Origin of the sequence: Sinomonas sp. G460-2 (assembly GCF_047759905.1) — a bacterium.
Classification (GTDB): Bacteria; Actinomycetota; Actinomycetes; order Actinomycetales; family Micrococcaceae; genus Sinomonas.
In genome coordinates this window covers 1-12483 of the sequence record NZ_JBKZWT010000094.1, presented here as the reverse complement: position 1 = coordinate 12483, position 12483 = coordinate 1, and the positions used below count along the sequence as shown (strand labels likewise).

General features: G+C 69.1%; 14 protein-coding genes. 6 read left to right on the top strand and 8 right to left on the bottom strand.

Annotated features, from left to right (window positions below):
* Positions 1–28 precede the first annotated feature (28 nt).
* From tadA to ACLN58_RS10890, 6 genes are all read right to left on the bottom strand, one after another.
* Positions 29–514, bottom strand: a complete 486-nt coding sequence (tadA, locus tag ACLN58_RS10915) for a tRNA adenosine(34) deaminase TadA (protein WP_415855283.1) — start codon at positions 512–514, stop codon at positions 29–31.
* Between the two features lie 57 nt (positions 515–571).
* Entirely contained in the window at positions 572–736 is a 165-nt protein-coding gene (locus ACLN58_RS10910) for a hypothetical protein (protein ID WP_415855282.1), read from the bottom strand.
* A 51-nt stretch (positions 737–787) separates the two neighbouring features.
* Positions 788–3361: a LuxR C-terminal-related transcriptional regulator gene (locus tag ACLN58_RS10905; protein ID WP_415855281.1), complete on the bottom strand. Its 2574-nt coding sequence runs from the start codon at positions 3359–3361 to the stop codon at positions 788–790.
* Between the two features lie 195 nt (positions 3362–3556).
* Positions 3557–4609 carry an ABC transporter substrate-binding protein gene (locus ACLN58_RS10900; RefSeq protein ID WP_415855280.1) on the bottom strand — a complete coding sequence of 351 codons (1053 nt, stop codon included), beginning with the start codon at positions 4607–4609 and terminating at the stop codon, positions 3557–3559.
* 68 nt (positions 4610–4677) lie between these two features.
* Positions 4678–5556, bottom strand: coding sequence for an ABC transporter permease (locus tag ACLN58_RS10895; protein ID WP_415855279.1), 879 nt, complete (start codon positions 5554–5556; stop codon positions 4678–4680).
* A gap of 29 nt (positions 5557–5585) precedes the next feature.
* The gene (locus ACLN58_RS10890; RefSeq protein WP_415855278.1) at positions 5586–6449 is read right to left on the bottom strand and encodes an ABC transporter ATP-binding protein; all 864 of its coding nucleotides are present in this window, start codon (positions 6447–6449) and stop codon (positions 5586–5588) included.
* Between the two features lie 170 nt (positions 6450–6619).
* On the opposite strand from ACLN58_RS10890, the gene ACLN58_RS10885 reads away from it, so the two are divergent.
* From ACLN58_RS10885 to crcB (ACLN58_RS10860), 6 genes are read left to right on the top strand one after another with little or no spacing between them, the layout of a single operon-like run.
* A complete protein-coding gene (locus ACLN58_RS10885) occupies positions 6620–8236 on the top strand; it encodes an ATP-binding protein (protein WP_415855277.1) in 1617 nt (538 codons plus the stop codon).
* Positions 8233–8925, top strand: a complete 693-nt coding sequence (locus ACLN58_RS10880) for a response regulator transcription factor (RefSeq protein WP_415855276.1) — start codon at positions 8233–8235, stop codon at positions 8923–8925. Before ACLN58_RS10885 ends, ACLN58_RS10880 begins: the two co-directional genes overlap by 4 nt.
* 53 nt (positions 8926–8978) lie before the next feature.
* Complete coding sequence (upp, locus tag ACLN58_RS10875) at positions 8979–9614, top strand: uracil phosphoribosyltransferase (RefSeq protein WP_415855275.1); 636 nt, start codon at positions 8979–8981, stop codon at positions 9612–9614.
* A 47-nt stretch (positions 9615–9661) separates the two neighbouring features.
* The gene (locus ACLN58_RS10870) at positions 9662–10207 is read left to right on the top strand and encodes a universal stress protein (RefSeq protein ID WP_415855274.1); all 546 of its coding nucleotides are present in this window, start codon (positions 9662–9664) and stop codon (positions 10205–10207) included.
* Entirely contained in the window at positions 10208–10699 is a 492-nt protein-coding gene (gene crcB / locus ACLN58_RS10865) for a fluoride efflux transporter CrcB (protein ID WP_415855273.1), read from the top strand.
* Positions 10700–10704: 5 nt separating this feature from the next.
* Entirely contained in the window at positions 10705–11070 is a 366-nt protein-coding gene (gene crcB / locus ACLN58_RS10860; protein WP_415855284.1) for a fluoride efflux transporter CrcB, read from the top strand.
* A gap of 67 nt (positions 11071–11137) precedes the next feature.
* On the opposite strand, the gene ACLN58_RS10855 is transcribed toward crcB (ACLN58_RS10860), so the two are convergent.
* A complete protein-coding gene (locus tag ACLN58_RS10855; protein WP_415855272.1) occupies positions 11138–12136 on the bottom strand; it encodes an aldo/keto reductase family protein in 999 nt (332 codons plus the stop codon).
* Between the two features lie 31 nt (positions 12137–12167).
* The coding region (locus tag ACLN58_RS10850; RefSeq protein ID WP_415855271.1) for a substrate-binding domain-containing protein at positions 12168–12483 on the bottom strand (316 nt) is incomplete at its 5' end.

The window sequence follows — 12483 nt, the reverse complement described above, 5'->3', positions numbered from 1 at the left end:
TGGCCCGGATGGAGGGCGGCAGCGAACATCAGCGATGGGCCGCGAAGAACTCCCGCAGGAGCTCGCCACATTCGTCCGCGAGGACGCCCCCATACACCTCGGCGCGGTGGTTGAGGCGGCGCTCACGCAGAACATCGAACACGCTCCCCGCGGCCCCCGCCTTCTCGTCCCACGCGCCGAACACGACCCGCGGGATCCGGGCCAGCACGATCGCCCCCGCACACATCGCGCACGGCTCAAGGGTGACCACCAGCGTGCAGTCTTCGAGCCGCCAGCCGTCCCCGCCGCCGCGGTCCGCTTGCAGCGCCGCGGCAGCCGCGCGGATGGCGACCATCTCCGCGTGCGCGGTCGGGTCCCCGAGCGCCTCACGCTCGTTGCGGCCGACGGCGATCACGTCGCCGAAGGGACCCACGACGACAGCACCGATGGGCACGTCTCCAGTCGGAAGCGCGTCCCGGGCCGCCGCAAGGGCGCGGCGCATCCACGCCTCATGCTGCGGATCGGGGGCTGCCATGGCTCCATGATAGGGACGCCGTGGCGTGGGCCCCTGGCGAACGACGCGGTGCGTCCGTCAGATCACCTGTGCCCACACGGCAACGGTCGCCACGATCACCCCCGACGACACCAGGAATGAACTCCACCGTGGGTTCGGCCATTTCGCTGCCAACCACGCACCCAACAGCGCCCCAGTTGCTGCGGTGGAGTATGCGAGCAAGGAGACCATGAGCGTCTTCATGACGCCTCACCTCCTTACCGAGGATGGGGCTCAGTGTACGGCCCAAGGGACTTACGTCTCTATCCTCCGCGAGGATGATTGGGCATGGGCGCCCGCCGCGCGGCGCGCGACCTCGGCGAGCTGCCGACGGGTAGACGTGCCCGTCTTGCGGAGACCGTTGGAGATGTGGCTTTCGACCGTCCGGATGCTCAGCTTGAGCAGCGCCGCGATGTCCTGATTGCTGCGCTCCTCGGCGAGGAGAGCCACTTCGGCCTCGCGCGCCGTGAGCATGGGCGCCGCGCCGCTCGGCTCGATGGACATGAACTGGCCCTCCGTGGGGAAGCGGGCCGCGAAGGCCTTCGTGGCCCGCTCGAGGCCCGCGATCGCTTCCGCCGCCTCGCCGCCGAGCCGGTACCGCTGCGTCGCCCCGCGCAGGAGCATCGTGATCTGGTAGGTGTCCTCGTCCGGAACGTAGCCGTCGAGGAGCTGCGCGAGATGCGGAAGGTCGACGCCGATCACGGCGTCCGCGATGGCGAGGAGCTGGCGGTGCTGGGCGACGCCGCGCTCGTCCAGAATGCCCTGGAGGCGCGCCTTGACCCGCGGCCCAGGGAGCAGACAGAGCGTGAAAAGTCCCGTATATGTCGCCTCGAGCACGTAGCCGTGGAGGAGCTGTTCGTCGATGAGCCGGCTCGCGGCGTCGTCGAACTTCTCAGCGCTCGCGGGCTGCTTTCGGACGAGGTCGTAGACCCCCTTGCCGGTGCCCGGGAGGGCGCCGACGTCCCGTGCCGACGTGCCCGCGTGCGCGCCTGGAGACGACGGATGCCGAAGCGACGAGAGGCGCACCATTGCGTTGTACAGCGACTCCACGAGGAAGCCCGGCCGGCCCAGCGCAAACGTGGTGCCCATGACGTATTCGGCCTCGTCGAACAGCCCACGGGAGAAGAGGGCGACGGCGGCCACGTAGCTCTGGGTCACGAGGCTGAACTGGTCGACGGCGAGCTGGGCGTCCCGGCGCCGCTCGAGGGAGAAGACGATCGCCTCGTCGACGCGCCCGCTCGCGAAGAGCGCGAACCCGCGAATGAGCGAGTCGAAGCGGGGGAGGCTCTCGAACCCCGTCGCGGTGTCCGCGATCAGAAGCGCCTCCTCCGGGCGGAAGCGGAACAGCTCGAGGAGCCCACGCACCGCCGGGACCACCCCGCTCGCGGGGTTCCGATTGGTCCAGCGGGCGAACGCGTCGTCGAGGTCCGCGGGGACGCGGTGGTAGGAGGCCTCGAGGAGGAGCGCCCAGGCCTCCGCCTCGACGGCCCAGCCCGGTTCGGCCTCCGCGAACTCCGCCATGAGCAGGGTCGCATCCTCGAGGTTCTCGGCGGTGAGCGCCACCCACAGCGCGTGAGTCATCGTGAAGAACAGGCGATCACCGGGCTCGCTGTTCGTGGGGTCGGTGTGCGCGAAGACCTCCTCGACGCGCTTCCGGTCGATGGGGGCGCCCCAATACACGCGAAGGAACGCGACCGCGTTGGACATGCTGCGGTCCGCGTCCCACGCGTCGAAGTAGAGCCGCCCGAGGTCCTCGAGGCGGCTGTGGAAGTACTGGGCCGTGGCCGAATGATTGCCGTTCATCTCGGCGCGGAGCACGGCGATCGCCGCCGAGGAATCGGCTGCCGCGGGTGGGGCGAGGTCGAACGTCGAGGCCGCGAAGGCGTCCGTGATCGCGCTGCGGAAGATCTTCCTCGTGGTGCCGATGTGGCCCTTGAGATAGTCCTCGACGACGGGCGGGAACACCGAAACGAGAAGCGCGCCGTCCTGACCCGGAACCACGGACACGAGGCCGCGGTGTTCGAGCCGGTCCAAGAGGTCGGGGCCGATCGTCGCGATGAGCCGCTCGAGGGGACCCGGTCCGAGGAGCGCCATCGTGTTGAGCGCCCGGAACTCCTCGTCGCTGAGGCCATCGAGGAGAGCCTCGACCGTGCTGTGGAGATGCACACTCATGAGCGTGCCGCCGTTCAGGCACCACCGGCCGTCCCGCAGCACGAGGCGCTCGCCGAGCACCGCCGTCTCGATGATGCGCACCGCGAGCCGCAGATTGCCGCCCGATGAGGCGAGGATGCGCGCCGCGACGTCCACATCGGCCGGGGCGCCGAGCATCTCCGCCACGAGGCCGTTGACGTGCTCGTAGCGCAGTGGAGGGATCGCGATCGTGGCCTGCGGCCAGCGGCCCAGAGCCGCCGTGGCCGGCGTCGAGGTGCGGAACGGCACGTCCCCGGTCGTGACGACGATCGGGACGTTCGTGCGCTTGTGCACGATGTCCACCACGCTGAGCGATTCGCGGTCCAGGTTGTCGACGTCGTCGAGCACGATCACCCGCGAGCCGGGCCGCGAGAGGTGCTCGGACAGGAGGTCGGAGACTCCGAGGATGCCGACGGCGCGCGAGCGCAGGTCGAGCCCGAGCGAGAGGATCCCTGCGAACGGCACGGCCTGGAGCGAGGGGACCGCGAAGACGCTGTACACGGAGGATCCGCGCTGCTCGAGCTCCTCGACAAGCCGCTTGGCGACGGTGGTTCGGCCGCTTCCGGGCGCGCCGACGATCCGCACGCCGAGGCCGCGTGCGAGGTAGCGCAGGGCGCCACCTACTTCATGGTCGAACAAGCCCGGGCCTTTCTCGCGATGACCCCCCGCCGATACTGAGGAAGAGACGGCCGGGGCACGCGCATGACGCCGGTTTCGAAGGGCGGCCTTGGGCCGTTAACGCGCAGCCGGGGCCCGCACCATGGGTGCGGGCCCCGCCTTCGGTCGCCGCACCATCGGTGCGGTCCCCCCTCCGGTCGCTTGTGAGAAGCGGCCCTACTTTGCGTTCTTCACGAACTCGTCGGTGTAGGTCTTGGACACGTCGATGGTCTTGCCCCCGACCTCGGGGTTGGCCTGGAGGACCTTGGCCACCTGCTCCGGACCGCCCTCGGGCATGAGCCCCGTGGGGTTGAACATGTCCTTGGACTCCTCGAGCGCCTTGACGTAGGCGTCCTTGCCGATGCTCTTGTAGTAGTCCTCCGGCAGCTTCTCCGTGATCTCGGCCGCCGAGTGGTCCTGAATCCACTTGAGGGTCTTGACGTACGCGTTGACGAGCAGCTGGACCGTGTCCTTGTTCTTCTCGACGTAGTCGAGCATGAGGTACAGGCTCGTGGTGGGGTAGTTCCCGCCGAACATGTCCTTGGTGCCGGCCACTGTCCGGCCGTCGTACAGGAGGAAGCCCTTCCCGCTGCTCACCACCTGGGAGATGGTGGGCTCGGTGGTCATGCCGCAGTCGATGTTCTTGTGGTCGAGGGCGGCGATGAACGTGCCGCCAGCCTGGACGCCGATGCGGTGGGTTTCGGACGGGTCCACGCCGCCGTGCTTGGTGATGTACTGCGTCATGTAGTCGGTCGCGGAGCCCTGGTCGGTGATGCCGAGGTTGCGGTTCTTGAAGTCGGCGGCGCCCTTGATGACTCCCTTGAGGTCCGAGCGGCAGACCTCGGCCTCACCCGCGGCCCGGAGCATCGACACGACGGCCACGGTGTCCTTGCCCTTGGCCTGCAGAATCTGGTTGTGCTCGTAGAAGCCGCCCACGGCGTCGATCTGACCCGCGAGGAGGCTTGTCTTGGCGCTCGCGCCCGCGGGCTCGTCATTGATCTCGATGTTGAGGCCCGTTTCCTTGTAGTACCCGAGCCGCTCGGCGAGCATGAAGGGCAGATAGATCTGCTTGTTGAGGCCGCCGACCATCACCCTCACGGTCTTGCCGCTCGCGTCGCCGGCCTTTTGGACCTTCTGGGACTCGCCAGCCACATTGTTCGCGCACCCGCTCAGGGCGATGGTGACGGCCAGGGCAGCGGCGCCCGTGGCCAGGACAGATTTCTTGCGCATGGTTCTCCTCAGGAATGCGTGGTGCAGGGAATTGCGTGGTGCGGTGGGATGCGTGGGTGGACGGGGTTCTACGCTTCGGCTCCGCCGCTGCGCTGCGGCGGCCGCCAGCGCAGGAGCCGGTGTTCGAGCTTGGTGATGAGCCACTCGGCGACGAGGGCCACGACGGCCATGATGAGCATCGCGGCCCAGATGGCGTTCTGATTGAGGTTGCCCTGGGCCTGGCGGATGAGGTTACCGAGGCCCATTTGCGAGCCGAGGAATTCGCCGACGATCGCGCCGATGAGCGCGAAGCCGAAGGCGACGTGGAGGCTCGCGATGATCCACGAGAACGCCGACGGGATGACCACCTTGGTGGTGACCTGCCACGGGCTCGCGCCGAGGATCTGGGCGTTGGCGATGAAGTTCCGGTCCACCTCGCGGGTTCCCTGGAAGGCGTTGAAGAACACGCCGAAGAACACGAGGACGATCACGAGCATGACCTTGGACATGAGCCCGAGGCCGAACATCACCACGAACGAGGCGCCGAGCACGATTCTCGGGATCGCGTTGACCACCTTGATGAACGGCCCGCACACGCGCGCCAGGAAGTCGATCCGCCCGAGCCCGACGCCGAAGACGATCCCGAGCGCCGTTCCGATGGCGAAGCCGATGAGCGCCTCCTCGAGCGTGATGAGGATCTGGGTCCCTAGCGAACCGTTGGGGGTGCCCTCGGTGACCCAGAAGACGAGCTGCTCGACGATGCGCGAGGGCTGCCCGTACAGCAGGGGATCGAGGGCCCCCGCACGGACGAGGCTCTCCCAGCTCGCAACGAGGACGACGACGATGGCGGCCTGGGTGCCCAAGACCGCCCAGCGCGAGGCTCCCGCACCGCGGCGCTGCTTGCGCGCCGTCGGCCGTTGACTGGAGGTGGGACGAGCGGGGCTGTTCTGCGCCGTGGTGGTGGACACGGGATTCTCCTTGACGGTCGATGCTCGGTTCACGCCGCGCCCTTTCCGGCTCCGGCGCGCTGGGTCTGGGCGTAGGCGATGTCCACTTCCTCGCGGAGCGCCTCCCAGATGCTGTGGTAGATCTCGACGAACTTCGGGTCGAAGCGGATCTCCTGCACGGGCCGGGGGCGAGGCAGGTCGATGGGGAACGTCGCCTTGACCCGGCCGCCCGGCCCGGCGGTGAGCACCACGACCTTGTCCGCGAGCGCGATGGCCTCCTCGAGGTCGTGGGTGACGAAGACGACGGCGGGGCGCGTCTGCTCCCACAGGCTCAGCAGTTCGGCGCTCATCTTGGCGCGGGTCTGGACGTCGAGGGCACTGAACGGCTCGTCCATGAGCAGGATGCGCGGCTCGTTGATGAGGTTCTGCGCGAGGGCGACGCGCTTGCGCATGCCCCCCGAGAGCTGGTGCGGGTAGTTGTCCTCGAACCCGGCGAGCCCCACGCGGCGGATCCAGTCGCGGGCGTTGGCGTGCGCCGCGGCCTTCGGGGCGCCGCGGTAGCGCGGGCCGGCGGAGACGTTGTCGAGGACGCTCTGCCACGGGAGGATCGCGTCGGATTGGAACATGAAGCCGCAGTCCGGGGTGATGCCGTTGACGGGCCGGCCGTGGACCTCGACCGTTCCCTCGGATGCTTTCTCCTGGCCCGTGATGAGGGTCAGGGTCGTGGACTTTCCGCATCCGGTGGGGCCGACGACGGCGCAGAATTCTCCCGCTTCGACCGTCAGGTCGATATCCTTCAAGGCTGTGTAGGCGGCGCCGGACGGGGTCCGGAACCTTTTGGTGACGTTCTGGATCCGGATGGCTGGGGCTGCTGTGCCCGCTGCCGATCCGTCCCACTGCTTCACTGACGTCATCGTGGTGAAGTCCTTCCTCGGGGTGCGTGATGGGAATCACAGGGTCGTGGAATACCCTAGAAATGCAATTATTCAACCGACAATGGTTCGGAAAAATGTTGTTGTTTTTCGCATTGAATTCATTCTGTGCGTTTAGTTCATGGGGATTGTTTTTCTCCGAAGGGAGCGGTGTGAGGGGCGTTCGGTACTTCGCGCAGTGGTGGCGGCACCGTCCGCTTGCGTCCCAGATCCTGGCCTGGACGAGCCTCGTCCTGCTCGTGACGGCGGTCATCGGGGTCGTGATCGCGAGCCATGTCACGCGGAACGTGCTCGACGGCCAGTACCGGCTCCGCTCCTTGGCGGTCGCGACGACGGTGGCCGAGACTCCGGGCATCGCGGCGGCGGTCGTCGCGAGGGATCCGACCCGCTGGATCCGTGACCTCGCCGATCGGGTGACGGACGAGACCGACGTGACCTACGTCGTCGTCACCGGACTCGACGCGATGAGGCTGTCCCATCCGAACCGATTCAAGATCGGGCTGCAGCTCGAAGAGCCCCTCGCGATCATGGACGGGCACAGCCACCTCGGCACCCAGAACGGGAGCCTCGGCGTCTCGGCGAACGCGAAGGTGCCCATCAAGGACGATGTGGGCGCGATCGTGGGGCAGGTGTCCGTGGGGATCCTCGAATCGTCCGTCGAGCAGGACCTCGCGGACGAGGCCCTCGGCATTGCGGGGCTCTTCGCCCTCCTCCTGGCCGGCGCCACGGTGGGTTCCGTGATCCTCGCCCAGCGGATCAAGCGCGCCACGTATGGTCTCGAGCCCGGCCAGATGACCTCGCTCCTGCAGAACCGGGAGGCGCTCCTGCACGGCATCCGCGAGGGCATGATCGGTCTCGACGACGGAGGGCGGGTCACGGTCATCAACAGCGAGGCCCGCCGCCTCCTGGGCCTCGACGGAACGCTCATCGACAAGCGGATCGACGAACTCGTGCCGCCCGGCCGTCTCCTCGAGGTCTTGACCGACGACGGCGGAGGGGACGACCAGGTGGTCATCACCGACGACGCGCTCCTCGTGGCCAACCGGCGTCGGGTGAGCGTCGCGGGGCGTAGCGTCGGGGCCGTGGTGACGCTGCGCGACAGGACCGAAACTGAGGCGCTCGTGCGGGACCTGCGCTCGACCCAGGGGCTCATCGAGGCGCTCCGCGCGCAGGAGCACGAGTACGCGAACCGGCTCCACGTAGTCACGGGCCTCCTCGACGCAGGCCACGTGGAGAAGGCGCGCAGCTTCGTGTCCACGATCTCCGACACCGCGCGCTCGCTGGGCGAGGGCCTCAGATCGCGCATCGAGCCGCCCGAGCTCGCCGCGCTCGTCCTCGCCAAGGCGACGGTCGCCGCCGAGCAGGGCGTCGCGCTCGTCGTGACCGAGTCCTCGCAGCTCAAGCAGCCAGAGCTGCCCACGGTAGAGTTGCTCACCCTCGTGGGGAACCTCTTGGACAACGCGATCGATGCGTTGGCCGGGACCTCGGGGGAGCGGACGGTGACGCTCCATCTCGACGACTCCGACGGGGTCTTCATCTCCGTCCGCGACACCGGCCCCGGCGTCCCCGCGGACCTCGTCGACGAGGTGTTCCACGACGGATTCTCCACCAAGGAGGCCCGGCCCGGCCTGCGTCGAGGCATCGGCCTCGCCCTCGTGGCTAGGATCGTGAGGCGTTCGGGCGGCACGCTGGACGTGTTCCCGGGGCCGGGCGGCCGGTTCGAGGTCTGGTTTCCCGGGCCGACCATGGAAGCGAAGGAACGCGAATGATCCGAACCCTGGTAGTCGATGACGACTACCGCGTGGCGCGCCTGCACGCCGAGCACATCGACGAGCTGCCGGGCTACGCGTGCGTTGGGGAGGCGCACTCCGCGGCGGAGGCCCGCAAGCTCATTGCGCGCCTCAAGCCCCAACTCCTTCTGCTCGACGTCTACCTGCCCGACGAGGACGGCCTCTCCCTCCTGCGCTCGCTCCGAGACGAGGGCGTGGACGTCGACGCGGTCGTCATCACGGCCGCGCAGGACGCTGCGACCGTGCGCGAGGCCATGCGCGGCGGCGTGGTCTACTACCTCGCGAAGCCGTTCGGAGCGCGGCAGCTGACCGACCAGCTCGAGGCCTACCGGAAGTGGCGCGACGACTCGAACCGCCGCATCACCGGTCAGCGGGACATCGACAAGCTCTTCGCGTCCCGCCATGGTGCCCCGCCGTCAGCGCCGGAGCCGCACCGGAGCCCCATGCCGCCCACCATGCAGAACATCCTCGACGCTGTTCTGGCCTCGGAGACCCCGATGGGGGCCCAGGAGGTGTCCGCCCTCATCGGTGTCTCCCGCCCAACGGCACACCGGTATCTGAGCCAGCTCGAACGCAAGGGCCACCTCGAACTCGTCCTCGAATACAAGCCCGCGGGCCGCCCGGAGAACACGTATCGTCGCCCCAGCCGGCCGTCTGGGAGGGCTTGATCTGGACCGGGCCGGGAGCCGTGCCATCACCGCCAAATGGTAGTTTGGCAGCCATGCGCACACTCGTCGTCGACCACCCGCTCGTCGCCCACAAGTTGACGGTCCTGCGGGACAAGAACACGTCCAGCCCCGTGTTCCGGCAGCTCGCCGAGGAGCTCGTGACGCTCCTGGCCTACGAGGCGACGCGGGAGGTGCGCACCCAGCCCGTGACGATTGAGACCCCCATCGCCACGACCGTTGGGACCGCCTTCACGAAGCCGACGCCCCTCGTCGTGCCGATCCTGCGCGCGGGCCTCGGCATGCTCGAGGGCATGACGAAGCTCGTGCCGACGGCGGAAGTCGGCTTCCTGGGCATGGCGCGCGACGAGGAGACGCTTGACATCGTCACGTACGCCGAGCGGCTCCCCGAGGACCTCACGGGCCGGCAGGTGTTCGTGCTCGACCCCATGCTCGCGACCGGCGGGACGCTGAGCGAGGCCATCAAGTTCCTGTTCCGCCGCGGCGCGAGCGACGTCACGTGCATCTGCCTGCTCGCCGCGCCCGAGGGCCTCGCGCGGCTCGAGGCCGGGCTCGGCGACGCTAACGTCAAGATCGTCCTCGCCTCGATCGACGAGCGGCTCAACGAGAAGGCCTACATCGTGCCGGGCCTTGGCGACGCGGGCGATCGCCTCTACGGCCTCGCCAAGTAGCGCTTCACCACACAGACGACGGCGGCGGCCCACCAGAGGAGGAGACCTTGCCTGACATCGAGGGCCAGAGGGATCCTCAGCCCGAAACCGGGTACCGGCCCCGACGGCTGGAGGGTCCGGTGCTGGCAGGGGTGGTCCCGGGGCAGGGACTCGCGGTTCTGCACCGGGCCGTGGATCTTGCCCACGGCCTCGGGGTCGGGCTCGTGTGCGCCTATGCCGACCCGACCGTCATCAGCGAGGAGGAACCCGGCGGACGGGTGGAACTCCTCTCGATCGATCCGGACGCCGTGGACGACGACTCCGTTCAGGTCCGCGCCGACCTCCTCGACGGCCTCCGTGGCGAACTCTCGGAGGCGGGGATCACGTGGAGCTTCGCTGCGCTGTCGGGTGAGCCCGCCCACGCCCTGGCCTCCTACGCCCGGGAAGTGGGGGCCTCCCTCATCGTCGTGGGCACGCGCGAGGACGGTCTCGCGCACCGGTTCGAGGAGCGGATCGCAGGATCCGTGGCGGTGCGCTTGGGCCACAGCCAGGACGTCCCGGTGGTCGTCGTCCCGCTCGCGCATCGCCGACGTCGACTGCGCGGGGACAGCTAAGTGGATTTCGAGCCACGGAATCCGGGCCAGCTGAACGTGGACCCTGACGCCGGGACCCTCGGCGCGCCCCGCCGGCGCCGGCCGCTTCACCTGCACCCCGGATACATCCTCGTGGTGATCGCCGGTGGGATCCCGGGGGCCCTGGCCAGGTACTGGCTCGGTCTGGCGATTGCCGCCCCCGGCGGCTGGCCGCTGCCCACCCTCGTGATCAATCTCGCCGGGGCGTTCGCTCTCGGGATCCTGCTCGAGGCCCTCGCCCGCCGCGGCCCCGACGAGGGCGGCCTGAGAATCCTGCGCCTGCTCATCGGGACCGGGTTCATCGGGGCGTTCACGACATACAGCACGTTCGCCGTCGACGCCGTGAAGCTCTTTGTGACGGGCCGCGGCCTTGAGGGCTTGGGCTACCTCGCCGCGACCGTGCTCGGCGGTCTGCTGGCCAGCGCCCTAGGCATCTGGGCGGCGGCCTACCATCACGCCAGGAGCGCCCGGTGACCCTGTTGACGGTGATCTTTCTCGGCGTGGCCGGAGGCGTCGGGGCCGCCGCGCGCTTCGTCGTGGACGGACTCGTCCGCGCCAAAGCGCGCACGGCGTTGCCCGTGGGGACCATCCTGATCAACGTCTCCGGCTCGTTCCTGCTCGGTCTCCTCGCTGGGGCGACCCTGCGCGGGGCACCCTCCGGGCTGCTCGCCATCGCGGGCACCGGGTTTCTCGGCGGCTACACGACGTTCAGCACTGCAAGCGTTGAAACCATCCGCCTCGTCCAGGCGAAGAGGCTCGGAACCGCGGCCCTGAACGCGCTCGGCACCCTGGGCGCGGCCATGCTCGCGGCCTGGGCGGGATTCCTGCTCGCGGCGGTGCTCTGAAGCCCGCCGCAGCCTTGGTGCCACGCCGGGACGATGGCTGGCGGCGACGGGCCGAACGAGGGAAGGCTCAGGGGCGCTTGAGGAAGGACTCGACCCTGGCCGGGTCCTTCACCACCACGTCGCCCAGAACGGCGTCGACCTTCGCGAGGATCTCCGGATCGAGCACCACTCCTGAAGCGGTCGCGTTGTCCTTGAGCTGCTCGGGCCGGGAGGCGCCGACGATCGCCGCGGAGACATTCGTGTTCTGCAGGACCCACGCGACGGCGAACGCGGCCATCGAGAGGCCGGCCTCGTCCGCGAGCGGGCGCAGGCCCTGGATGGCCTCAAGGACGGCGGGCTGCATGTAGCGGTGCTCGGTCTTGGTCCCGCCGTCAGCGGTGGAGAACCGTGAGGACGACGGCGCGGCGGCGCCGGGCGCGTACTTGCCGGTCAGGACGCCCTGGGCGATCGGCGACCAGACGATCTGCCCGAGCCCGAGCTCCTCGCTCACGGGGACGACCTCGGGCTCGATGACGCGCCAGAGCATGTTGTACTGCGGCTGGTTCGAGACGAGCCCGATGCCGAGCTCCTTCGCGAGCGCGGCCGCGCGGCGAATCTCGTCCACCGTCCACTCGGAGACGCCGATGTAGTGGGCCTTGCCGGCGTGGACGATGTCCGCGAAGGCCTGCATGGTCTCCTCGAGCGGGGTCTCGTAGTCGTAGCGGTGGGCCTGATAGAGGTCCACGTAGTCGGTGCGGAGCCGGCGCAGCGAGCCGTTGATCGACTCCATGATGTGCTTGCGGGACAGCCCGCGGTCGTTCTTGCCATCGCCGGTGGGGAAGAAGACCTTGGTGAAGATCTCCAGGCCCTCGCGGCGGACGCCGTCGAGGGCCTCGCCGAGCGCGGTCTCGGCGCGGGTTCCGGCGTACGCGTCGGCGGTGTCGAACGTGGTGATCCCGAGGTCGAGCGCGGCGCGGACGCACGCGGTCGCGGCGTCCTGGTCCACCTGGTCGCCGTGCGTGATCCAGTTGCCGTACGCGATCTCGCTGACGTACATGCCGGAGTTTCCGAGCTTGCGGTATTCCATGGGGTTCCCTTCGTTGGTCAGGTGTGTGGAGTCAGCAGGTGCCCGCGCGGAGGCGGCGCGGCGGGGCGGTCGAGCCGCGCACCACGAGGCAGGGATCGATCCGGCCGACGGCTGCGGGGGACCCCGAAAGGGCTGCGACGAGGGACTCCGCGGCGAGCCGGCCCTGATCGGCCACACCGTGGTCCATCGTGGTGAGGCCGACGGCGCCAGCGAGTTCGTGGTTGTCGTAGCCGACCACGGAGAAGTCCCGCGGGACGTCGAGGCCCGCGCGGCGCAGCGTGGCGAGCGCCCCGAAGGCGAGCTCGTCCGACGCGGCGACGAGCGCCGTCGGCGGTTGCACAGCGGTG